This window comes from Niastella koreensis GR20-10, assembly GCF_000246855.1.
In the GTDB taxonomy this organism is placed as follows: Bacteria; Bacteroidota; Bacteroidia; order Chitinophagales; family Chitinophagaceae; genus Niastella; species Niastella koreensis.
On record NC_016609.1, the window covers coordinates 8,431,624 to 8,456,881 of the forward strand.

18 protein-coding genes are annotated in these 25,258 nt (G+C 42.7%); 11 read left to right on the forward strand and 7 right to left on the reverse strand.

The features are described from left to right. The first annotated feature begins 116 nt into the window (after positions 1-116). The 3 genes from NIAKO_RS33925 to NIAKO_RS33935 all read left to right on the forward strand — a co-directional run bounded on the left by NIAKO_RS33925 (position 117) and on the right by NIAKO_RS33935 (position 4,983). Positions 117-2,921, forward strand: coding sequence for a TonB-dependent receptor (locus tag NIAKO_RS33925; protein WP_014223023.1), 2,805 nt, complete (start codon positions 117-119; stop codon positions 2,919-2,921). A 22-nt stretch (positions 2,922-2,943) separates the two neighbouring features. Continuing rightward, the gene (locus NIAKO_RS33930; RefSeq protein ID WP_014223024.1) at positions 2,944-4,353 is read left to right on the forward strand and encodes a hypothetical protein; all 1,410 of its coding nucleotides are present in this window, start codon (positions 2,944-2,946) and stop codon (positions 4,351-4,353) included. An 81-nt stretch (positions 4,354-4,434) separates the two neighbouring features. Next, entirely contained in the window at positions 4,435-4,983 is a 549-nt protein-coding gene (locus NIAKO_RS33935; RefSeq protein ID WP_014223025.1) for a hypothetical protein, read from the forward strand. Positions 4,984-5,001: 18 nt separating this feature from the next. On the opposite strand, the gene NIAKO_RS33940 is transcribed toward NIAKO_RS33935, so the two are convergent. From NIAKO_RS33940 to NIAKO_RS33970, 7 genes are all read right to left on the reverse strand, one after another. Continuing rightward, entirely contained in the window at positions 5,002-6,201 is a 1,200-nt protein-coding gene (locus tag NIAKO_RS33940) for a hypothetical protein (RefSeq protein ID WP_014223026.1), read from the reverse strand. Between the two features lie 1,119 nt (positions 6,202-7,320). Then, positions 7,321-8,355: a glycosyltransferase family protein gene (locus tag NIAKO_RS33945; protein ID WP_014223027.1), complete on the reverse strand. Its 1,035-nt coding sequence runs from the start codon at positions 8,353-8,355 to the stop codon at positions 7,321-7,323. Positions 8,356-8,380: 25 nt separating this feature from the next. Next, positions 8,381-9,211 (reverse strand): UDP-2,3-diacylglucosamine diphosphatase, encoded by an 831-nt coding sequence (locus tag NIAKO_RS33950; protein WP_014223028.1) that lies wholly within the window; start codon positions 9,209-9,211, stop codon positions 8,381-8,383. Between the two features lie 508 nt (positions 9,212-9,719). Beyond that, positions 9,720-10,886, reverse strand: coding sequence for a choice-of-anchor E domain-containing protein (locus NIAKO_RS33955; protein ID WP_014223029.1), 1,167 nt, complete (start codon positions 10,884-10,886; stop codon positions 9,720-9,722). A gap of 175 nt (positions 10,887-11,061) precedes the next feature. Then, entirely contained in the window at positions 11,062-12,111 is a 1,050-nt protein-coding gene (locus tag NIAKO_RS33960) for a sensor histidine kinase (protein WP_014223030.1), read from the reverse strand. A gap of 106 nt (positions 12,112-12,217) precedes the next feature. After that, positions 12,218-12,895, reverse strand: a complete 678-nt coding sequence (locus NIAKO_RS33965; RefSeq protein ID WP_014223031.1) for a response regulator — start codon at positions 12,893-12,895, stop codon at positions 12,218-12,220. Between the two features lie 230 nt (positions 12,896-13,125). After that, on the reverse strand, positions 13,126-13,407 hold the full coding sequence (locus NIAKO_RS33970; protein WP_014223032.1) for a hypothetical protein: 282 nt from the start codon (positions 13,405-13,407) through the stop codon (positions 13,126-13,128). A gap of 226 nt (positions 13,408-13,633) precedes the next feature. Between NIAKO_RS33970 and NIAKO_RS33975 the strand changes: the two genes are divergently transcribed. From NIAKO_RS33975 to NIAKO_RS34015, 8 genes are all read left to right on the forward strand, one after another. Next, the gene (locus NIAKO_RS33975; protein WP_014223033.1) at positions 13,634-15,751 is read left to right on the forward strand and encodes a hypothetical protein; all 2,118 of its coding nucleotides are present in this window, start codon (positions 13,634-13,636) and stop codon (positions 15,749-15,751) included. Positions 15,752-15,807: 56 nt separating this feature from the next. Further along, positions 15,808-17,628 (forward strand): ABC transporter ATP-binding protein, encoded by a 1,821-nt coding sequence (locus NIAKO_RS33980; protein WP_014223034.1) that lies wholly within the window; start codon positions 15,808-15,810, stop codon positions 17,626-17,628. 220 nt (positions 17,629-17,848) lie between these two features. Next, complete coding sequence (gene atpB, locus NIAKO_RS33985; RefSeq protein WP_014223035.1) at positions 17,849-19,018, forward strand: F0F1 ATP synthase subunit A; 1,170 nt, start codon at positions 17,849-17,851, stop codon at positions 19,016-19,018. 42 nt (positions 19,019-19,060) lie between these two features. Continuing rightward, positions 19,061-19,300 (forward strand): ATP synthase F0 subunit C, encoded by a 240-nt coding sequence (gene atpE / locus NIAKO_RS33990; RefSeq protein ID WP_014223036.1) that lies wholly within the window; start codon positions 19,061-19,063, stop codon positions 19,298-19,300. Between the two features lie 105 nt (positions 19,301-19,405). Then, on the forward strand, positions 19,406-19,900 hold the full coding sequence (atpF, locus tag NIAKO_RS33995) for a F0F1 ATP synthase subunit B (protein WP_014223037.1): 495 nt from the start codon (positions 19,406-19,408) through the stop codon (positions 19,898-19,900). A gap of 170 nt (positions 19,901-20,070) precedes the next feature. Then, positions 20,071-20,634: an ATP synthase F1 subunit delta gene (gene atpH / locus NIAKO_RS34000; RefSeq protein WP_014223038.1), complete on the forward strand. Its 564-nt coding sequence runs from the start codon at positions 20,071-20,073 to the stop codon at positions 20,632-20,634. A 33-nt stretch (positions 20,635-20,667) separates the two neighbouring features. Next, a complete protein-coding gene (gene atpA, locus NIAKO_RS34005; RefSeq protein ID WP_014223039.1) occupies positions 20,668-22,248 on the forward strand; it encodes a F0F1 ATP synthase subunit alpha in 1,581 nt (526 codons plus the stop codon). 1,606 nt (positions 22,249-23,854) lie between these two features. Beyond that, positions 23,855-25,171 carry a T9SS type A sorting domain-containing protein gene (locus NIAKO_RS34015; RefSeq protein ID WP_014223040.1) on the forward strand — a complete coding sequence of 439 codons (1,317 nt, stop codon included), beginning with the start codon at positions 23,855-23,857 and terminating at the stop codon, positions 25,169-25,171. Positions 25,172-25,258 lie beyond the last annotated feature (87 nt).

The following is a 25,258-nucleotide window of genomic DNA, read 5'->3' on the forward strand; positions in this document are numbered from 1 at the left end:
AACATTACCCTTGCTTTAAAGCGTAAATACAAGGGCGGTTAATAATTCCTTAACATACCCGTAATATGACGATAACACCTTAAGGATACTTTTGCGCGCAAATAAACCGACCATTTGTGAGCAAAATTTATGTTCTTATAATTGCTTGTTTGCTGACTGCTTTCTGCACAAATGCCCAAACGGGTAAACTGGCTGGTAAAATTCTTAATGAGAAGAATGAACCGCTTGTAGGGGTATCTGTAAAAATTACGGGCAGCCAGGGTGGTACCACCACCGATGTAGAAGGCCGCTTTACACTTACTCTCTCAGCCGGAAAAAAATACGAGTTAACATTTTCTGCTGTTGGCTATGGTTCCAAAACCATAGATGAGGTTGAGGTAACTCCCGGACAGGTTACCGATCTGAATGTTTCTTTAACGGCAACCGGTAAAAACCTGAATACAGTAACAGTTACCGCAAACCGTTCTTCAGCGCGTAAGGAAACAACCGCTTCGTTAATTCAGTATCAAAAAAATACCAATACAGTAGCTGCAGTAATATCGGCTGAGTCTATCCGCCGCTCACCAGATAGAAATACCGGTGAAGTGTTGAAACGGGTACCTGGTACTTCAATTATAGATGGCAAATACCTTGTAGTAAGAGGTTTGAGCGACCGGTACAATTTTGCCATGCTGAATGGTATTCCGTTGAGCAGCACCGAGCCCGATCGCAAAACATTCTCCTTTGACATCTTTCCTGCTTCACTGATAGATAATATTATTATTAATAAAGCTTTTGTTCCCGAACTGCCTGCAGAATGGGCTGGTGGTTTGGTACAGGTAAATACCAAAGACGTTCCGGCAGCTGGTTTTCTGAATATAACTGTTGGTACCGGTTTTAATACCCAAACATTAAGTAAAGATTTTTACAACTATCAGGGTGGTAAATACGACTGGTTAGGCATTGATGATGGCATCCGGGCGCTTCCTGCTGAAATGCCTACCAAATCTAAATTCAACTCCCTGGGTGATGGCGACAAAGCGCAATTAGGAAAAAGCTTTAGCAATATCTGGACTTCAGATAAAGCCTCTTCTGTTTTTGCAAGATTGAATTCCAAATTTGAGCTCAGTGGTGGTTTTACCAAAGTGTTTAAAAATGGTTATAAACTGGGTGCAACCCTTGGCTTAACCTATAACCAAAATGTAAAACGCACGCACATCCAAAACGGTGTGTATACTGTTGCTAATAATATCCCCAGTCTGAATATTGATTACGATAATGAGAAATACAGCCATGATGTGCTGTGGGGTGGTTTGGCGAATGTTACCCTTCAATTAGGTAATAATCATAAGATCTCTGTCAAGAACCTGTTCAACGTGAACTCCACTAATTATGTTACCGAAAGAACCGGTCTTGATTACGCACAGGGTAATGATGGACAACCCCTCATAGCAAGGGAATTGGCGTTAAAATCAAACATATTTTATAATACCCAGATCTCAGGCGATCATAACCTGCCTACTATAAAAACCAAACTCCACTGGTATGGCAGTTTTAATATTCTTGACCAGTATATTCCTGATCAACGCCGTATTCAATACAACCTTGAATCTACTCCAACGGGTAATCGATATATGTTGCTGGGTGTTGCACAAACTTCTCAGTTATCTGGCAGCCGCTATTTCGGCTACTTAAGCGATTATATTTATACAGCAGGTGGCGATGTAACCAAGTCATTCAATTTATTTGGACTGAGCCAGTCAGTTAAAGCTGGTTACCTGTTCCAGGTAAAAGACCGGTTATTTGATTCAAGACCATTTACCATTTATCTGCCAAATGATAATGCAGCATTACGTGCATTACCCGCCGATAAGATCTATGCACCGGAGAACTTTGGTAATGGCTTCGATAATAAATTTGCCATCAGCGAGTTGAGCAGTAATAGATACCGCTATATCGCGAATTCTATTTTAAATGCAGGATTTATCCAGTTCGATAACCAGTTCACCGATAAACTGAGAGCCACCTGGGGTGTACGGGTAGAAGATTATGATCAGTTGATAGGAAGTGTAAAGCAAAGTGACCCCCGTCATTTGCATACCGAAGTGAGAGACTTTTTGCCAGGTGTAAACATTACTTATAAATTGGGAAGCTCAGCCAACCTGCGTTTATCAGGATCGCAAACAGTGGTACGTCCGGAGTTCCGTGAATTGAGCGATTTTCAATTCTATGATTTTGATATGAACGCTACGTTAACCGGTAACAAATACCTGGAGCGTACTAAAATAACCAATGCCGATTTCCGGTATGAGTTGTATCCAAAAGCGGGGGAAGTATTTTCAATTGGTGTATTTTATAAATATTTCCAAAAGCCAATTGAGTTTTCTTTCAACCCTGCAGGACTTGGCAGCCAGTTCAATTATGTAAATGCTGATAAGGCAACAGGCTATGGTGCAGAACTGGAATACCGGAAGAAATTGGATTTTGTACAGGCATTACACAACTTCACATTCCAGGGTAATTTCTCTTACATCTATAACCGGGTAAAATCAGAGAGTTTAACATTAGACAGGCCAATGCAGGGACAAAGCCCTTATGTTATAAATGCTGCTTTACAATATGACGTTGAAAAACTGGGATTGTATACTACGTTGTTATATAACCAGATTGGCGATAGAATTGCTTTTGTAGGCAATAAAGTTCTGGGAATACCGGAAATCTGGGAAAACACCCGTCCTTTATTGGATTTGCAGGTTGCCAAAAAAGTAATAAAAAGCAAAGGCGAGGTTAAACTGAACGTTTCAGACATCTTTAACAAGGCTGCTAATTATTATTACGACTTTAACGAAAACAAGAAGTATGATAAATCAAGCGATAAGCTGGTTATCAAACGCAAATACGGCACTACTTTCAACATTTCATTTTCTTACAACATAAAATAAACAACGTAAATAAATAAGGTTTATGAAAAAGCTATTTTATATAATTGCTTTAGCTGGTTTGGCTTTAAACGGTTGCCGTAAAATTGAAATTGACGGCGATGGTAATGGTGGCAGCAACAATAATGGTACTGATACTACTGTAGAGAATACCATTCTTGTAGGTAGAATCACAGCCAACCGCACCTTGTCTGCAAAGTATACTTACAAATTACGCGGGCTGGTATATGTTACCAATGGTGCTATTTTAACCATTGAACCAGGAACCAAAATTGTTGGTGAAAATGGTCAGAACGGTGGATTGATCATCACCCGCAGTGCAAAGATCATTGCTGAAGGTACTGTTGATAAACCAATTGTTTTCACTTCAGAAGCTTCTAATCCTAAACGCGGTGACTGGGCTGGGGTGGTATTGTTAGGTAATGCGCCTACCAATGCCTCATTCAATGGTCAGGCAGGTCTCGGTGAAATAGAAGGTGGTGTTAACAACAGTGATGGATTAGGACTGTATGGTACACCAACAACCCAATTGCAAAACCCTGCTGATAACAGCGGTATTTTAAAGTATGTAAGAATTGAATATGCCGGTTATGCATTCCTGCCTGATAAAGAGATCAACGGTTTAACTTTTGGTGGTGTAGGAAGCAACACAGTTGTTGATAATGTTCAGGTATCATATGCCAACGACGATTCATTTGAGTGGTTTGGCGGTACTGTTAAATGTACGCACCTCATCAGCTTCCGTACGCTGGATGATGATTTCGATACTGATAACGGTTTTTCCGGTAAAATACAGTTCGGTATTTCATTAAGAGATTCTTCAGTGGCCGATATTTCAAACAGTGAAGCATTTGAAAGCGATAATGATGCAAACGGTAGCTCATTAGTACCACAAACCAGCGCTGTTTTCTCAAACATGACCATAGTAGGACCTAAAATGCTCACTACTACCAGTGTAAGCAACTATTTTGTTTGGGGCGCTCAAATCAGAAGAAATTCGAGCCTGTCTATTTTCAACTCTGTTATCATGGGCTATCCTAATGGCTTGTATATCGATGCCACAAAAGGAACTCCAACAGATTTGAATATCCCAGGTTCTCTGTTTGTTCAGAACACCATTATTGCAGGTTGCCCTACACCTATCCTGTATGGGCCCAGCACAACAACTGCAACCGGAGCAACTACTGCTTCTATCACTACCTGGTTTAATACGGCCAGCTATGGTAACAGCATTCTTACCAATAACACAGATGTAGCATTAACGGCGCCTTTCAATTACACAGCGCCTGATTTTAACCCAACTGCAGCTTCTCCTGCAGCTTCTGGGGCAAGCTTTACAAATTCTAAATTGACGTCTGGCTTTACCAGCGTTGGTTACAAAGGCGCCTGCGCTGTAGGTGATACCTGGTGGAAAACATGGACAAGATTTATGTAGTAATATTTACTGATTTTAAAATCCGCTTCTCTTTTAAAGAGGAGCGGATTTTTTATTTTTGCCCCACAATTAACTAATAGTATGAGAGCACTTGTTATTTGTTTTTTGATATTAATTACTGCTGCCTGTAATGAGCCTGTAAAAACAAACAATAATAATCCGAAGGAAAAATTCGATAAGATAGAAAGTATTACAGGATCAGATAACTGGCAGCTGATTGATGGCGTGGATACTTCCTATTTATTCTTCAGCAGAATTGGGAATGAGGTAGATGTGTATAGATATACTATCAGCAAAGGAGATTCTGTAAATACCCAAATGAATAATATAGTACATCGAAACGATTCGGTGATCTGGAATTGGAACAATGAAAAGTTGTTATTGACTGGTGCCGATGGCAATACCATTAACTGGCAGGCTATGAATACGGGTAAGGATGCGTGCAAAATGGTTAAAACAGACAGTGTACATATTTCATTTGTATTACCAAACGGGCATACAGCCGATTTAAAAAAGACCTTACCATTGAGTGTGTTCCTGGTTCGGCAGAAATATGATTATATCCATGGTACATCTTATACCGATAGCGCAACCATACTTACCCGGCACCCAAAGAAAAAGGCGAAATAGCCCTCAAAAATGGCTTCGTTATTTTTTTTGTGGAGTATATGCATACGCAACCTCGTAGGGAACCTTCTTTAATTCAGGCAGCGTTTCCCCTATCATCAGGTCTTCTTTTTGCGGGGTAGGTTCACAAATGGAGTATTTGTTTCCATTGTAAACAATTGGCTTGCCAACCGGCCATTTAAATTGCACCCCTATTGTTACATGTTTGGGATATGTTACCACGATCATGGGCAGATCATAGATCTCTTTTACAAGACAATAGAACAAAGCAACCCGGTCGTCACAGTCACTTTGATCGTACAACAGGGTTTGCTCGGGCGACAGGCGTTTTTCGCCGCCAAAAACTTCAGTATCCGGTTCAAACATAAACGCATACCGCGTAAAACGCATCAGGTAATCAACCCCGCTTTTTACACTCAATCCTTTCAGGCTTTTCTTCAACAGCGGTATCAGGGAATAATAGGTTTCTTTACTGAGCGGAATATTCAGGTACAATGCATAATCTACCACCGGATAGTTGACAAAAAGCGTTTGGATCTGGTTATTCAGTTTTACTTTAAAATGGTAGTCACTTGCATTGTAATTGAAATACAGGTCTTTTACGGTGTAATCGGTTGGCCTGAATTCGGGCAGGTGAGTGATTTTGTAGGAAAAAACATTGTTCGCGCCGGCAACAGGCAGATCGATTAACGTGAATACGTGCTTTTGAAAGTCGATATTATTGCCATAATCATGATAGTTCAAACAAACATATTGTTTGCCATTTACCATGCGGTATGGGATATTATAGATGTTCTCTGCGCAATAAATGTAAAACAGGATATAATTGCCCGAAACAGCCAGCCGGGCATCGTAGCCTAATCTGCTTAGCAGGTACCATTTGTACACAGTATACCGGTGGTAATCGCCCGATTTGGGACTTATCTGCTGGGCTGTTTTCCTTACTAGCTGGTAAAAAAGCCAGTCATCGGGTTTGAACCTGTCTTTATAGGAAAGCAATGCATTCACCACCGGATCATAAGCTTTGGGGTTGAGGTGTTGGTAAAAGGCGGTGATGGCCGCTTCGTCCGATAAGGCGGGGGCGTCGGGAATAATCGATCTGTCAAAATCAAAGCTGACCGGTTCTCCGCAAAAATCAAATTGAATCGTATTGGCCGCGGAAGCGGTTGGGCGGATAGCAAAGGTTACTACAAGGAATAATATGGTTAAACACCTGCTCACTGTTAATTTCCACTATTAATATACGAAAGTTAACAATAAGGTAATATTAATTTTGAAGGCAGAAGGCAGAAAACAACCTCAAGCTTTAAGCCGCAAGCAATACACTTCTGCGCGGTGGGCAGCCATACATCCCAGGCGGTGTAAGCTTAGTTATTTGTCTGAAATGTCGCGAGCCTACTCACTACTCACTACTCACTACTCACTACTGACCACTCACCACTCACAATTTGGTAACACTGCTGTAACAACGGGCTAATAGTGCACCGGTACCTTGCAGTGATTCCATTTTTCAGTAATGTTCATTTCATTTAACAGATGCTGTTATTAACGCCGTTCTCCCAGCTCTCCCGGGAGGGCGGCGTTCACGTGAAGAACAGCTGTTAGTTAAATGCGGAATTGATGTTTACGAATGAAGTGCTATGTTTACTAGATAAAATTAAATACTGGTGGGTAGTAATTGGAAAATTGTAAGAAAAAAGTAAAATTCTATAAATAAATGTGAATTTGTACTTTCCTGGCGGTATCTTTAACAATCTTATCCTCGCTGAAAGCGTTTTTCTGGTCTCCAGCGTTAATAACTTCTAATTATACTATTAAGATTCTCTATAAAGTGAGAGTTTTATTTTCTCTCATGTGACTGACGCCGTTCGATTTCTATCGTGACGGCTCTTTTTTTTTATCTTGGCTGCATAAAATGCGGATTACTCTTTACAGTTATTTATTACAGACATCATTAACCAGCTTTAGAACACGAATTCGTAACTATTCACCATAAGTTTTGAACTTTCACGTATAAGTGCAGAACTTTTCGGGAAATGTTCCCTACATGCCGCATGAAGTTGGCTACTTATACGCCAAAGTAGCTAACATTAGGGCAAAGTATGACCACATTACTCCAAAGAGTGATTAATCGCTCCAAAGTTGACTCGAAATGAGGCATTTTAAGCTACTTACGACACTAAGTTGGCAACTTATGGTCAAAAGTTTGAAAGAGGCTACCTTACTGCCAATTTTACACTGGAATTTTACCTTTTTTGACAGGACATTTTTCATATAATAACAGGTGCCACGTTTTGTTACAAACGTAGCACCTGTTACAACGGAAGAACGAAGTTTATATTAATTGAAAATAAGATCGGGATAGGGAATCTCGAGCTGCCATTTAAGATCGGTGCAGCGGTACATAAGTATATTAATGATTGCTTCAGTTGAATACTGGTAGTGTACGCTGGGTGTTTTGGGATCGTTCACCCAGTTGTTGAAGGTACCGGTAAAATCATCATCGATCTTGTCCAGGGTGGTGATGCCGATCTTCTTCAGGGCGGCAGCATTGCATTGTTGTTCGTATTGACCCTGGATAGGAATAGCAATCATTTTTTTATTCAGGTACAGAGCTTCTGCCGGAGTTTCAAAACCGGCCCCGCATACGATACCATGACAGCTGATAAGGCTGCGGTTGAAATCTTTTGAATCAACCGGGCGGAAGTTCAGATGATCGACCGTGTATGGTTTTAACGCCTGGCGGCTGAACACCTCGAACCGGTGGTCTTTAAAAAGCTTCAGCAATTCTATTAACTGCTTATCACAATAGGAGGGAAGGTAAACGGTTATATGACCTTTATTGGTGGCTTCGGCCTGTAAGATCTCTTCTTTGATAACAGGTGAAAAAATGAAGTCATCATAACTCTCAAAATGCAGACCAATATAGTTGGAAGCCTTGGCGTAGTTCTGCAGAATCCATTCACCGGCTTTGCTGGGTTTATCGGGCCGGGGAGTTTTGTCGGATACAAAGCTGGCCTGGTGACCAAAGTTCACCGAAGGCACTTTTTTACGCGCGCAGGCTAAAGCGGTAATACACTCAAAATCGTTAATTACCAGGTCGTAATTTTCAACGGGGAGGTCGCGCACTTCTTTCATAACCCGGTAGGGTGAAATGCTTTTAACAATCTTCCAGTAATCGAGGCTGCCATCGCAGGTGTAAAACAGGCTCAATCCTTTGCTGCGGTATTTAATAGGGGCATTCAGGGAAAGCGTGCTGTTGGCGCCGCTTAAAAAAATGTCAACCGTACCAAATTTCTGTAAATAGGGCAACAATTCCATAGCACGACTGATGTGTCCGTTGCCTGTAGCCTGTATTGCGTAGAATATCTTCATAATGTTGAAATGTCTTCCTCAGAATTTAAATAGCCAGTGAGTTTATGTAAAAACTGATCTCATCAGTTAACACGTTTACTTTGGCTGGTATATCAATAGCAGTTTGCGGGAAATCTTTTTCGTTGTATTCAAAAATGGTCCATTCGTTTTGCTTGTACTCCAGGGCGGTTAAATGTTCCACCCAGTCGCCCGAATTCAGGTATGTAACTTTTCCTTTTTCGTTTTCGATCACTCTTTTTTGCGGCTGGTGAATATGGCCACAGATCACATACTCATATTTTTTCTCGATGGCCAGTTCGGCGGCAATTTGTTCAAAGGCGTCTATCTTGGCCATCTTGTTTACGCTGGCCATTACATTTTTTGAAATGGATAATTTCTCCCGGCCAAAAATTTTCAACACAGAATTTACCAGCCGGTTAAACAGGATCAATGCGCCATAACCGCTGCTGCCCAATTTTGCCAATACCCTGGCGCCGCCTTTTGTGGTATTGTCAAACACGTCACCGTGAAAGATCCAGGTCATTTTATTATCGATCTCCAGTACCAATTTGTCGGTCAGGGTAAAATGGCTGAGCTGAAAATCGGCGTACCGGCGGAGTAACTCATCATGGTTACCGGTAATGTAAAAAACGCGCGTACCCTTGGTGATCAGGTTCAACACCTCTTTTATAACCGCCATATGGGAGGCGGGGAAATAACGTTTGGAGAATTGCCATCCGTCAATGATGTCCCCGTTAAGGATAAGAATGTTAGGCAGGATACTTTTCAGGTAAGCAACCAGTTCTTTTGCACGACATCCGTATGTACCTAAGTGTACATCAGATATAACTACCACATCTACTGCTCGTTTTTCCATTGAGTTTGGGTTTATCAAAATTCCCTCATATATATGACCTCATTGTTACAGTAATATTAAGATGGCGTTAGTATTGTGTAAACTAATTGTTAAGCAGCCGTTTGTATAAAACGGTGCCGGTTGTGGGTAAACGTAATCATTTGTTCATACTGGAAAAACAATACGATAATATGGCAGGTGTACCTTAGGGTCCGTTTTATTGCTGTGTGTTATACATAAATAACAATCGTAGCAGTTTCTTAATGTTGACCGGCGGAGCTTTTTTAAGTTTCGCCCTTTTTTTTATGCAGAACGCAGAACACTAAACGCCTAACGCGGAAGACCTTGCCTGCCAGCAGGCAGGCTCAAAATGCGGGGCGCCTGGTTTGCAGGTTTTTGCGTTGAGCTTTACCACAAGGGTTACAACTTACCTGGACACAGTTTTATCCCGCCAGTGTTGTCATCTTCTCCGTCATCGGCGTGGGTACCACCTTGTATTCCCTGTTCTATTTCAACCGCAAATACAAGACTATTGAATAATAAGTTGCCGCACCAGTTTCTCCTGGGTGGTTTTGTTGATGATGCGCACCATGTAAATGCCTTTGCCCAGTTCATTACCGGTGTTTATATTCCCCGTAAGGGCATTGGTAAAGGAATAACGCTTCAACAACTGGCCGTTTACGCTGTGAATATTCACCTCCCAGTTACCGCGTTTGTTATTACTGAAAATAAGATTACTGGCTCCTTTGGCAGGGTTAGGGTATAATTTAAGTTGTTCGTTGGCGGTACCATTTATCTTTATTGCACGAACAGCCGAATACTGTATAGATCCGTTTGTATCTGTTTGTTTAATTCTGAACCACAGGATCTTGTTATTGTCGGCTAATTGAACCGGGTACGAATAACTATAGGCGCCGGTTTGCGCGGTACCGGTCTTTGCAGCCAGCTCAGTAACGTTTCCAAAAACTTTTCCATCAGTGCTTTTTTGTATTGCATAATTGCGATTGTTTTTTTCATTTAAAGTGATCCATTTTATATCGATGGAGGCATCGTTTATTTTATTGGTGGTAAACGAAGTGATATCTGCTGCCAGCACTACCTGAGGACAATATTTATAGGTGATCCTGAAATTCACGGCATCCTGCGCCGATCCTTCCAGGTTATTGTTGATGCTGCCCTGGGCGGCAGAATAAGTAGAGGTGGTGTAATCGAAGTAAACTGAATCGTTTACCATAAAATCTGCCGTATTGTAAACAGTATAGGTGGTGCTCTTTTGGTTCATAACATACAGCGGCCCCTGTTGGGTAAAATCGGGCCCTGAATTGGGAATGCCATCAGAACCGGCAAGGGAATAATAACCGTATTGTTTCTGAAAGGAACTGGTCAAGGGATCAAGCAGGGCCGAACTGTTTATTTCATCGTCGCGGAATACTTTTACCCGGTAATTGGTTACCGGGTTCACCTCTCCGTTTTCCAGTTTAAAGTTGTAGATGAGGGTTATATTGGTTGTGATGTCTACCTCGGTTAAGGTACCCAGTGTGGGGTTGAATTTGGGAAACGAAAAGGAATATAACGAGTTACCCAATGCATGCACCGTAGTGTCGTAGGAGATTGAGCTGGTGTTGCCACTGCATTGTGCTTTACTGTGGTATGCTATTAAAAGAATAACAGGAAGCAGTACGGTCCGTTTCAACATTTTCATAGTATTGGAAATTGCCCCAAAGAAACGGTTGTTGGTCACAGCTACACATATTGGTATGTGTGTAATCGTGGAATTTAAATAGTTCTATGTAGCTTTTGTGGAAAGATGTTTAATGGTTGATAAGTTAACAAGTTGACATGTTGACAGGGGGTGTCTGCCGTCTTCCAGCTCAATCCCTCTTGGATTCCAACGTAAACCCAATTGTCGTTCCAACATCCGGTGTGCTGCGCACATGAATACTTTGTCCGTGCGCTTCAATAATATGTTTGCAAATGGCGAGGCCCAAACCGGTGCCGCCTTTATCGCGGCTGCGGGCGGTATCGGTGCGGTAAAAGCGTTCAAAAATACGGGGCAGGTGCTCTTCCTCGATGCCAATACCATCGTCGCTTATTTCAATCAGTACGTGCTGATCGTCGGTATCGTAAATACTGGCTACTATATTACCGTTATGTTTGCCATACTTGGTGGCATTTTCAACCAGGTTAATAAGCACCTGTTTTATTTTTTCTTTATCGGCAAAAACGGTGATGGGCGCTTCGCAGCCTTTTTTAATTACGGTGCGGATATTTTTAGCCTGTGTTTTTATAGAAAGGGAGTCGTAGATCTCTTTAATAAGTTCCTGAATGGGAAAGTTCTGTTTGGCCAGTAATTGTTCGCCGCGTTCCAGTTTTGAGATCTCATCCAGGTCGTTCATCAGGTTCACCAGGCGATCTACGTTTTTGGAAGTATTTTCCAGGAATCTTTTGGCTACGGCTTCTTCTTCCATGGCGCCGTCAAGCAAAAGATCTACATAACCCTGTATTGCGAAGATGGGCGTTTTAAATTCATGGGCAAGGTTTTGAAGAAACTCCTTGCGGTAGGCTTCATTTTGGCGCAACAGCTCAATTTCCTTAATGCGGTGTTCGCCCCAGGCCTCCACATCGGCACGCACTTCGTCGATGCTTTTTTGGGGAAGAATGTATTTGAAATACATCTCCTCTTTTTTGGTAGCCTTGGTTTGGTAAATGAGTTTGTAGATCAGTTTTATTTTGCGGTAAATAAAACGTTCCATGGTAACCAGTATCAGCCAGTAACTGCCTGCAAAAACCACTACCAGCGAAGCCAATCCTATTTGCCAGTTGCCGGTAAGAATAAGAATGCCAACGGCAATTGGAAAAGCTAAGATAGCTGCAGTAAAAGCGGCCAGCTGCCGCGGTGAAAAATTTTTGGCTGAAGGCATAGAAGACCAATGTGATAATTAGCTAATTAGCTAATGTGATAATGAAAACTGAATACTGTGAAATTAGCAATTTAGCCAATTATCACAGTATCGTATTATCACATTATCACATTGTGAATTTGTAACCAACTCCTTTAACGGTGGTAATGCAATCGATGCCGAGCTTTTGGCGGATTTTTCGAATATGAACGTCGATGGTGCGGTCGCCAACGATCACATCGTTACCCCAGATCTGGTTAAGGATCTCGTTGCGCAGAAATACCCGGCCGGGTTTTGACGCCAGGAGGTACAGCAGTTCAAATTCTTTTTTCGCCAATACCACCGCTTTGCTGTCTACCTTGGCTTCAAATTTAACCGGATCAATTTCGAGGTTATCGATCCTGATTACTTTTTCTTCCGGTTCTTTATTGATGCGGCGAAAGATAGCGTGTATACGGCTTACGAGAATTTTAGGGCTTACCGGTTTGCTGATATAATCGTCTGCACCGGTTTCCAGGCCTTTAACGTGAGAGCTTTCATCGCTGAGGGCGGTTAGGAATACGATAACAGTATCCTTAAATGCCGGTTGGGCACGTAAAATTTCACAAACTTCCACCCCGTTTTTGCGGGGCATCATAATATCCAGGATAATCAGGTCGGGCTGACTTAGCTTGGCTTTTTGAATGGCATCATCCCCATTATTAGCCGTCACTATCTCATAACCCTCTTTGGTAAGATTATACCGGATAATTTCAACTATATCAGGCTCGTCATCTGCAATAAGGATCTTGCCTTTAGCATTCATTAAATGAAATTTTTGCAAACCTACTCGAAAAGGTTCTACCCTGTAAATGATAATATTGAGTTCACAATTTGTTAATACGTAAAGGTAAAGAAAAAAGGCGCTCGGCCACCGTGCGGGAAGTGGATAAGGAGTTACAAAGCATTCGTTATTAATTAGAAAGCTCTTTGTTGCCGCAAAAAGGATACCGGGCTAAATAAATAGATCTGATGTTTAGCCGGGAACGGGACGCTTTAGTAAGGTATGGTTACCCTTAACCCCGTTCCCCTGATAGTTAATTTCACCTTGTTTTCAGTTGAAAACAATACTCTACCAACCGGAAAGGCCCCGTTTTCAGTTAGAAACGGTGCGCTACCAACTGAAAACACCCCTTTTTCAGTTAGAAATGGTATGCTATCAACTGAAAACACCCCGTTTTCAGTTATAAACAGGCCGGAATAAACTGAAAACGCACCGTTTTCAGTTATAAGTTTATACCCAGGCTTCCCCATTCTGAGGCTTCTGTTATCCACCATGGCAGGGCTTTTTGACTTTCTTTTACTAACTTTCGCCGGGAATTATTGTTTCTTAATACAGAAAGGCGCTAACCAGACCAATTACAGGCACATATAACCCTTTGGTCATATTTTTGCTCTACCCCTAGATGTGCAGCATATGAGGATACATATACCAATTATTACGATCTGTTTACTTATTTGGCAATCGAATCTTGCGCAAACTTCATATCCTATAAAGGTGCCAATGGAGCGTGAGCTCTGGCATAACAATATCGATAAGCAGCAGAAGAAGGCCGTTCAATTTGTAAATCAGGGCAAAATTTCACCAGATACCACCGTTAGCCTGCAAATTATGGATGCCCTCATCCGGGGTGTGGATGACCTGGAGAACCAGATTGAAATGGATTCTACCCTCAACGGCAATGGAAAGATCAAATACCTACGCAGCATCGACTACCTGTTACAAAACTATTTTTCGAATCTCAACCGGCGCGATTTTCCCGCTTCGCTGGCCCCGGCGCTTATAAAGGCGTTTGGCCAGTGTATGGAGCTGGATAAACAACATAAAAGTTTTGGCCCCGTTATAGAAAGCAACGACTATGGCGTTGATAAAATGCTGATAGAATCGCTCAAATATTCAGAAGATAACCCAGGCATGGCAGGCGCTCGCATTGTATTAATGCAAAAGTACCTGACCTTGCACCCGGACCAGATCATGTCTGAACTGGCTAAAAATCCCAACGCTTATTTTGCCGATAGCTTAATAAAAGTGGCGGTGAGTACCGACATCTCGAAGGTATACGATTACGCCCAGGCCAATAATAAATTGGGCGATCGTATCCGCCATCACAGCGATTCAACCGTACAACTGATTGCACGTATTGCCACCAGCAAAAGCGGCCAGTTATACTTTCCATTTCTGGATAACCTGATGCGGGGGAAAATTACCCTGAAGGCTATTGATAGTGTGAAGGAGAACGACCTGGGCTATTACCGGTTGCTGGTAAAAACCAGGATAGAATATGTTGAAAGGTCATTACCACCTTATAATGACACCGCCAATCAATTGCAGACCTTAACGGAAATGATGAAGCGTAAGGCGAATCAATATTTTATTCGCGAAATAAATGCGCTGCATACCAGTCCCAGTGATAATATTCGTTTTCGCAGGCTCGATGGGTTAAGTGCACAGGAGCTATATTACCTGGCGGTTTTGGGCGAAGATGAAATTTATACTTCCAGTTACACCCGTGGGGTGTATCCCCGCATTTGGCAGGCCATGGCCAAACCACGGGCCGACAGTTTGATCATGAGCGTGCATGCCGACTTTTTCAGAAAGTTTATTAAAATGGCAGCCGGTTATAACGAACTGACCGACTTTTTGGGTAAAATGGATAAACAGAATGCCGAAACCCTGATGAAGGCGTTTGTGATAGGCCTGGAAAAACCGCGTAAAATAAACGACCTCGAAGATGCGGTTGACGTGGCTGACTCCTACAGCAGCATCATGGATAAAAACAAGGAGCTGGCTGATTTTATATTGAATGAGGTAAATGTTAGCTATACTAAAAATGTACAGGAGAACAATAAACGCGGGATGGTAATATATAACCTGCTGCGCATATTGTTTGAATCGGCCGATACCACCAAAAAAGTTGATCTGTCAGCATTATTGGGCATTCCGTCTATTTATGGTAAAGATTACAGCAACCTTACCGACGACAGCGGCCGCGTAATTCAACAGGTGTTCTTTTACGGTGATGAAGATAAAGACGGCCAGACCTCGTACCAGAACTTTATGAGTATGTTCCGGGGTAAACCGGGCTGGCGTGTTGATGAAAGAAAGGCCGAATGGGCTTCCATTACATCTACCAAAGGCAAACCCGTATGGATCTTTGCCAATAAACCATTGTATGGGGAAGATGACCCGGATGATAAGGCCCAGGATAAACTGATCGAATATCTGCGGGAACGTAAATTAGAGCCCACTGTAGTGATCCATCGCGGACATAGCTATCACCTGTCAACAACCATCCAAAAGCTGCCGTCAAGCGCCCGTATCATTGTACTGGGGTCCTGCGGTGGATATAATAACCTGAACGAAGTATTAACCGCCTGTCCCGATGCACACATCGTTTCTTCCAAACAGGTAGGTACCAAAAGAGTAAATGAACCTATTTTACAGGCCATCAATGAGCGGTTGCTGGTGGGGCATAATATCGACTGGATAACTATGTGGCGTGAGCTGAAAAAGAAATTCGCAACAGGCGATGCCAAGGAAATGTTCGACGATTATATTCCTCCATATAAAAATCTCGGCGCTATTTTCATTAAGGCTTACCGCAAATCCATGGGAGAGTAAGGTTTGTAGTTTAACACTACAACCACAAACTAATATCTTAATTTTGCAAACTCGTTATGGCGGAAAAAAGCAAGGGGAAGATCATATTCGATTTAAGTTTACTGAAACGGGTATTTCAGTATGCAAAGCCCTATAAAAGAAAATTTATCCTTTCTGTAATAATGGCTATCCTGTTGGCCATTGTATCACCTATACGGCCGTGGCTTATCCAGATCACTATCAATGACTACATTCACAAGGGTGTTACCGGCGATAAGGCGGTAAAATTATCGATGGAGCAGGTGATCATCTGGGTCACCATTATCCAGATTGGTTTGTTGTTACTGGAAACAGCCTTCCGGTTTTACTTTTCTTATTTAACTGCCTGGTTAGGACAAACCGTAGTAAAAGACCTGCGGGTGAACGTTTATCGCAAAATTCTGGGGTTGAACCTTTCGCAGTTCGACACTACACCTATTGGTACTTTAACTACCCGCACCATCAATGATATTGAGGCCATTAACGATATTTTTTCGGATGGCTTAATTCCCATCATCGCCGATCTGTTGTCGATCATCGCGGTGCTGATCTTTATGTTTTTTGTTGACTGGCGGCTTACGCTGATCAGCCTGGCTTCGTTCCCCATCTTAATAGTAGCCACTTATTTATTTAAGGAAAGCGTGAACAAGTCGTTCATCAGGGTGCGTAATGCGGTGGCTAACCTCAATGCCTTTGTACAGGAACACATTACCGGAATGGCCATTGTGCAGGCGTTTGCAGCGGAAGATAAAGAGTTCAATAAGTTTAAAGCTATAAATAAAGAACACCGCAACGCCAACATCAACGCCATCTTTGCCTATTCGGTGTTTTTTCCCGTGGTAGAAATTGTGTTGGCGGTAGGTACCGGTTTAATGGTGTGGTGGGCTGCCACCCATGCATTGGGTATTTATAGTACAGATGAAGTGGCGGGCCGGTTATTGATAGGGAAAATGTTTTCTTTTTTCCTGTGTTTGAACCTGCTGTTCCGCCCGTTGCGGGTAATAGCCGATAAGTTCAACGTGTTGCAAATGGGGATGGTGGCCAGTGAACGGGTGTTCAAGGTGCTGGATAATGAAGATATGATTACTACCGAAGGTAGCTTTGACCCTGACATGGTAAAAGGAAAGATCGCTTTTGAGCAGGTATCCTTCGCCTATGTTGGCGACAGGTATGTGCTGAAGGACATCTCCTTCGAAGTGAAGCCAGGCGATACAGTAGCCATTGTAGGGCATACCGGAAGCGGTAAAACATCCATCATCAGCCTGCTGAACAGGCTGTACCATATAAAGCATGGCGCTATTAAAATAGATGATGTAAAGATTGAAGATTTTAAGCTGGATGCATTACGCCGCCAGATTGGGGTGGTGTTGCAGGATGTGTTCCTGTTTTCGGGTTCTGTGCTGGATAACATCACTTTACGTAATCCTGCCATTACCAGGGAACAGGTGGTTGCAGCTGCCAAAATGATTGATATGCATGATTTTATCATGCAACTGCCAGGCGGGTATGATTACAACGTAATGGAAAGAGGCGGCAGCCTGTCGCTGGGACAGCGCCAGCTGTTGTCATTTATCAGGGCCTTGCTGTACAACCCTTCTATATTGATATTGGACGAAGCCACTTCTTCGGTAGACACTGAAAGTGAGTTACTTATTCAAAAAGCGATCGATAAACTGATTGCTGGCCGCACCTCCATAGTGATTGCCCACCGGTTGTCGACCATTCGCAAGGCAAGCAAGATCATTGTGCTTGATAAAGGCGAGGTAAAGGAAATGGGTACGCACGACGAATTGATCGCGCTTCAGGGTTTCTACTATAAGCTGCACCAAATGCAGTTCGATAAGCATATTCCGGCTTAATAGTAAGTTATTAGTTATTAAAATTTTTAATATCATATTTGTTTTGCGGGAATGTTAATTTCGTTTACTTTCATTTCCGATAAGAAAATATGTAAAATTATTTAATATAAATAGCCTGCCCTTTAGCCTCAATCAATTGCCATCTGGTAATAAATACTTTCATATCGCGTTCGTTTTTGCCTTTTGCATACTTATCTTTGCGCAAAATTTATAAACAGGTATGCTGGTCAGAAGCGTCAAATCCTTATTGGTAGCGGTTTTCAGCCTGAGTATTGTCATTTCTCCTTTATTGGTAAAAGCCGAAGGCGGAGGAGCTCCCAAGGAAGAAAAGTTAAATCCTGCCAAACTTATAATTGAACACGTTTCTGATGGTCATGAATTTCATTTTGTAACTATTGGAAATAATCCGGTGTCTATTTCATTACCGGTTATTTTATACTCACCAGAAAAAGGGTTCACTGCGTTTATGTCGTCTGCCTTCCATCACGGAACTGAAGCCCATGAAGGATATGTGTGGATCACTGAAGAATATATGAAGGAACATCCTGAGGTGGAAGAACAAAAAGACGAGCAGGGAAAAGAACTGTTCAAGAACGATAAGATATATGCATTGGATGCGGAAGGCAAACCAAGTCTTACTGCTACAGTATATGACTTCTCTTTAACCCGTAATACCACGCAAATGCTGATATCAGTAATATTACTGATATGGGTTATGAGCAGCATAGCTAAAAAATATAAAAAAGGTATTGGCGAAACAAGCGCACCCAAGGGTTTCCAGAATGCGCTGGAGCCTATTATCACCTTCGTTAGAGATGATGTAGGTAAAGCCAACCTGGGACACAGCTACGAAAAGTACACACCGTTCCTGTTGAGTGTTTTCTTCTTCATACTTATTAATAACCTGATTGGTTTGATCCCCGGATCAGCAAACGTAACCGGTAACATTGGCTTTACTGCCATGCTGGGTATCGTTGCCTTCCTGGTTATTATGTTCAGCACCAACAAACATTACTGGGGCCATATTTTCAATCCTCCGGTGCCTGGTGGAGTAAAACCCATTCTGATCCCGGTGGAAATTCTGGGTATTTTCACCAAGCCTTTCGCCCTCATTATCCGTCTTTTCGCGAACATGATCTCTGGTCACGTAATTATATTAGCCTTCATTTGTTTGATTTTCATTTTTGGCGCCATGAATACGGCACTGGGATGGGGCACTTCACCCTTCTTCATTCTGCTGGCGGTATTCATTTACGTAATTGAGATCCTGGTTGCGTTCTTACAGGCTTACATTTTCGCCAACCTGGCTGCCGTGTTTATTGGTCAGGCTTTTGAAAATGGACATGACCATGAAGATGTGCCCGGACATCATGATCCGGTAGTTATCTAAACCGAGACTAAACGCTTTTTTAATTATAAACAAACAAGTATCATGAATTTGATGACTATTCTGTTGGAAGTTCAGCCCGGTTACGGTGCAATCGGCGCTAGCCTTGCTGCGATTGGTGCCGGTATCGGTATCGGTCAAATCGGTAAAGGTGCCGTTGAATCAATTGCCCGTCAACCAGAGGCAACCAACGACATTCGTGCTACCATGATCCTGGCTGCGGCCCTCGTAGAAGGTGTTGCCCTTCTGGCTGCAGTTGCTGGTCTGCTGGCTGTATTCCGCTAGTAGGTTCGCACGTAAAAAAATGTACTGCATTCAATGCAAAGGGCGGCGAATGCAGTATTTTTCTCTGAAAGCAAAAGCAAACAATACCATAAATATTTAATTACAATGGAATTACTTACCCCCGGATTAGGCTTTTTTGTGTGGAATCTTATTGCGTTTTTGATCCTGTTGATCATTTTAAGAAAGACTGCCTGGAAGCCTATTTTGAAATCGCTGAAATCGCGTGAAACCGGTATTGCCGAATCATTGGCTACTGCCGAAAGGGTAAAAGCTGAAATGGCGCAGTTGAAAAGTGAGAACGAAGCGCTGCTGGCCAAAGCCCGTGAAGAAAGAGCCCAGTTGCTGAAAGAGGCGCGTGATACAAAAGACCGTATTATTAACGAAGCCAAAGAACAGGCTAAAATAGAAGCTAACAAGATCATTGCTGATGCAGGTGCTGCCATTCAACAACAGAAAATGGCTGCTTTAACTGATGTGAAGAACCAGGTAGGTACGCTGGTAATTGAGGTAGCTGAAAAAGTGTTGCGTCGTGAACTGACCGACAAATCACAGCAGGAAAAGTACATCAAGCAACTGGCTGAAGAAGTAAAACTTAATTAGATAATGTGATAATTCGATAATGTGATAATGAATACAGCTTTCATTCGCACAGTATTGGATTCACACGGTAATATAAAAGTTTTAAATATCGCGAAGTGTGCTAATCGTTGGAGGTCTCGTAAATAGAGTCATTATCACATTATCACATTAGCAAATTATCACATTAACATATGCCAAACCCTCGTTTAGCAGCGCGTTACGCAAAAAGTTTGATTGACCTGGCCAATGAACGGAGCCAATTGGAACCCGTGTATCAGGATATGCTGTTTTTGCAATTACTTTGCAAAGAAAGCCGTGAATTTTTAGTGCTGTTGCGTAGCCCGGTTGTAAAGGCCGATAAAAAAGTGGCTATTGTTGAAGCAGTTACCAAAGGTAAAATAAGCGAGCTCACTACCATTTTCAACCGCCTGTTGATTAACAAAGGCCGTGAATCGAACCTGCCCGAGGTTATTACTTCTTTTATTGATCAGTACAAACAGCAGAAAGGCATTCATACCGTTAAGCTCACTACTGCAGCTCCTGTTACCGAAGAGATGAAAAAACTGATCATCGGCCAGGTGCAAAAGCAAACGAATATGACGAACATCGACCTGAAAGCCTCAGTAAATGAAGAGCTCATTGGCGGTTTCGTACTGGAAATTGGCGATCAGCTGATTGATGCCAGCGTTGCGTACGATCTGAACAAGATCAAATCGCAATTCATGAACAATGACTTTATTTATAAGATTAGATAGTTATAACACACAAAAAATCATAAACGGTTATATATGGTAGAGATAAAACCCGATGAGATATCTGCGATATTGCGTCAGCAATTGAGCAACTTTAACGCAGCTGCCGACCTGGAAGAAGTGGGTACTGTTTTACAGGTGGGTGATGGTATTGCCCGCGTATACGGTTTGAACAATGTACGTGCCGGTGAACTGGTTGAGTTTGAGAATGGCGTACGTGCAATTGCATTGAACCTGGAAGAAGACAACGTGGGTGTGGTATTGATGGGAGAAAGCGGCGATATTAAAGAAGGCGCTAAAGTACGCCGTACCGGTAAGATCGCGTCTATTAACGTAGGCGACGGCATGCTGGGCCGGGTGGTAAACACATTGGGCGAAGCAATTGATGGTAAAGGCCCCATCGCCGGCGACAAATACGAAATGCCCCTGGAGCGTAAAGCCCCTGGTGTAATTTATCGTGAACCGGTAAAAGAGCCGCTGCAAACAGGTTTGAAAGCGATTGACGCGATGATTCCCATCGGCCGCGGACAACGTGAGCTGATCATCGGTGACCGCCAAACCGGTAAAACAGCGATCGCTATCGATACCATCATTAATCAGAAAGAATTTTACGCTGCCGGTAAACCGGTATATTGTATATACGTTGCCATCGGTCAAAAAGCATCTACCATCGCTGGTGTGATGAAGACCCTGGAAGACAACGGCGCTATGGCTTATACAACCATCGTTGCGGCTTCAGCTGCTGATCCTGCTCCGTTGCAGTTCTATGCGCCTTTCGCCGGTGCTGCTATCGGTGAGTTCTTCCGCGATACCGGACGTCCTGCCCTGATCATTTATGATGATCTGTCTAAACAGGCGGTAGCTTACCGTGAGGTATCTCTGTTGCTTCGTCGTCCGCCAGGCCGTGAAGCTTATCCTGGTGACGTATTCTACCTGCACAGCCGTTTACTGGAGCGTGCTGCGAAAGTTATCAGTGATGACGGCGTGGCAAAGAACATGAACGATTTGCCCGAATCAATAAAGCACCTGGTAAAAGGTGGTGGTTCATTAACTGCCTTACCAATCATTGAAACACAAGCGGGTGACGTATCTGCTTACATTCCTACCAACGTGATCTCTATCACCGATGGTCAGATCTTCCTGGAGTCGAACCTGTTCAACGCGGGTATTCGTCCTGCCATCAACGTAGGTATCTCTGTAAGCCGTGTGGGTGGTAACGCGCAGATCAAATCAATGAAAAAGGTGGCTGGTACCTTAAAGCTCGACCAGGCGCTGTACCGTGAAATGGAGGCCTTCTCTAAATTCGGTGGCGACCTCGATCCTGCTACTAAACTGGTAATTGATAAAGGCGCCCGTAACGTGGAGATCCTGAAACAAGCCCAGTATTCACCATTCGCAGTAGAAAAACAGGTAGCTATCATTTACCTGGGTACACAAGGTTTGCTGCGTGAAGTACCTGTGAAGAAAATGAAAGAGTTTGAAGAACACTTCCTGATGGAAATGGAAAACAAAATGGCTGATATATTAGGCGAGTTCAAAAAAGGTAACTTACCTGATGATGGTATTAAGAAAATGGTTAATCTGGCTAACACCCTGATTCCTCAGTACAAGGCATAACACATATAGTTGTACGATATATAAGAGCCACCTCATTATTGGGGTGGCTTTTTTTTTTCGAAGTGATTGAGAGGGGGGGAAGAGGCAGGTTGACAAGTTGACCAGTTGACGGGGTAACCAGGAAATTGATAGAGTTGATAGCGTTGACAGCGTTGATAAGGGAATACAGAATATCGGTAAAAGCCTAAAGGTTAAAGGCTAAAGCCAAAACCCGGAAGTGTATCTGCTTTCTGCTTTTAGCTTTTGGCTTTCTGCTTGCGGCTTGCAGCTTGTGGCTTGGAGCTTACAGCAGTATTCCCACTGCCTACTGCCTTTTCTTGTCTGCCGTTTGCCGGTTACCGTTGTTTTCCCTGCGTAAAAAAAATTGCAAAAAAGTAATATTACTATTGCATAATCAAAATTCAGTTTAGATATTTGTATCCGATCAGAAGCACTGATCAACTATCTCACCCAATCTCCTGTCAGAACCGTACCGATACTTCGGACTTTATTCTCCAAATTTTCCGTGAAAACTACCAATAAGAATTTCCTGTTCTCCTGTGATTTACTTTATTCCGGTCCCTTAAAAACGAATCTGTACAAACATGTACCTTTTGAAACACATATGTATTGGAGTTAATTCAGTGATCGATCAACCGATTGTTGCACTGGTTCCTGCTACTTCTGCATGTTTGTCCTCATTTACTCCAGGGGCCTCAATAACAGCCAGCAACGGCATTACAAATTCAAACAACAACCGGCATTTAGCATTATTGTGCCTATAAATACCCAACGGGGAAGGTGCCAAAAACGTATTATAATAGCGGGGCGCAGTATGGAAATTGTGGAAGAGAACAAAAAGAAGATTGTAAATCAACGAGGTAAGGAATTGTGATGCAACGGATTGCATTGAAAATGTGTAATAAGTGTTATGTATAAAAGTACCCTGTTTGATGAGCTCGGATCGTGCAATGGAAACAGATTAAAGAGTTTATTTTAAAGGGTACGATCAACAACACCGTCCCGTTTCTACGGGAGGGTTCTTTTCAAAAAGCTTTCAATTCCTATCAGAATACCCCAGTCTGAATTCAATTATCTGAAGCATCATTTACAGATGCTGTAGTTTAACCACTGTAGTTTTTACAGATTATTCCTGATTGCAACATATCACTGCTTTGCGCAAAAGCCTGGCAGCTTATATAAAGATTTTATTTTAAAGGGTACGATCAACAACACCGTCCCGTTTCTACGGGAGGGAATTTTTTAAAAGATCAGGTACCAAAAAGACATTAAAGATTTTATTTTAAAGGGTACGATCAACAACGCCGTCCCGTTTCTACGGGATGGTTTATTTTAAAACCCTTTCTGCACTATTCTCCCCAGTTATAGCCTTACAGAAATCCCGTTTCCTTTCTTTAGCTCCGATATCATTTATACCTGAGCAATCAGGGTTAGTTACACTACCTGGCAGGAACACCTGCTTATTTGCACTGTTTTACCTTCTATGTGTTTAGAACGATAACACAACAGCCGCCTGCATATAACCGGTTGCTGACTGTATTGTCGCATAAATTTTATTGTGCGCCCGCGATGGCGCCCTATACCGTAACAATTTAAAATGTATGTGATGAGCAAATTTTACCTCAAACTCACAAAGAAAGATTATTGGCTAATCACCCTGATGGCTGTAACAGTGTTGCTATCGCTGCCGGTAGCTTTACAGGCGCAGGGCCTTGAATTCAGGAATGGAAAGCGGATCTCGGGCAATGACGGCGACGATGGCGCAATATATAAGTTTGCCGGTGTTGCAAAAGATGTTGATGGCTATATTAAGATCAATGGGCGCTCGCATTCAGGCGTTAAACTAACCAATATCGACCTGGATAACACCGGTTGGGACAAGGCTTTTCAACCCCAGATCGAATACAAAAACAAATCGGCTAACGGCGGTGAAAAAGACTGGTGGATGGAATTCGAGATCTCCTTTCTTTCTGCAAAAAATAATACCCCGGTTGCCATTTCAAGTATGGACCTTACCGCCATCGATATAGACGGCGATGATAAACACATTAACGAATGGGTATCGTTGTACAGCCTGGATTCCTATACTACCGAACGCCGTACTTCGCTGTCGGTATCAGACCTGCTCGAAAATATCTTAAGTGTGTTAACGCTTACGGGTAAAAAATTTTCCGGGCCGGTTACCCAGTATGATAATATCGATACCACCGCCACCAAAGTAATGGCAACCGCCAAGTACACCAATAAAAGCAAGTTTAAGATCAGGGCAGGGGGGCACAGTACCGACAATGATATTGCAACCGAACGCCAGTATTCATTCTGGTTCAAATCATTTAATTATGCTGCACCGGTACAAAGCTCATTACCGGTACTGCTTAATTCGTTTACCGCAAAAAAGAACGGCAGCCGGGTGGTATTGAACTGGAGCACAGATATGGAGAAGGATTTCAGCCATTTTGTAGTGCAAAAAAGCGGGGATGGAAAAGACTATACCGATGCCAGTGTGCTGTTCACTGATGGCAACAGCAGCATTCACCGGGAATACTCCTTTAAGGACGACCTGAAAAATACAGGTTCCGGGCTTGTTTTTTACCGCCTTAAAATGGTTGACCTGGATGGTAATTATAAGTTGTCTGACGTGCGGATCATAAAGTTAACGGAGGATAATGCAGCCCAAAGCATAACTGTGTATCCCAACCCGGTGGTAAGCGACCTCAGGATAACCCTGGCCGGCAGCTGGCAGGATAAAGCGGTGCACATCCAGGTGCTGAACGCGAATGGAACCAGCGTGGTACAGTTCGACAGACCGGGGGCGGGCCAGACAGAAAGCATAAACGTCAATAATTTGAAGCCGGGGCTGTATGTGGTCAGCGTGTCGAACGGAACGGAATTGGCCCTGCAAAGGTTTATAAAAGCGAAATAAGCGTAGTTGGAGCCGGAGCAGCCGGAATAAAATTAAGTTACCACAAAAAAGAAGCCCTCCCGATGCATCGGGAGGGCTTTATATTAT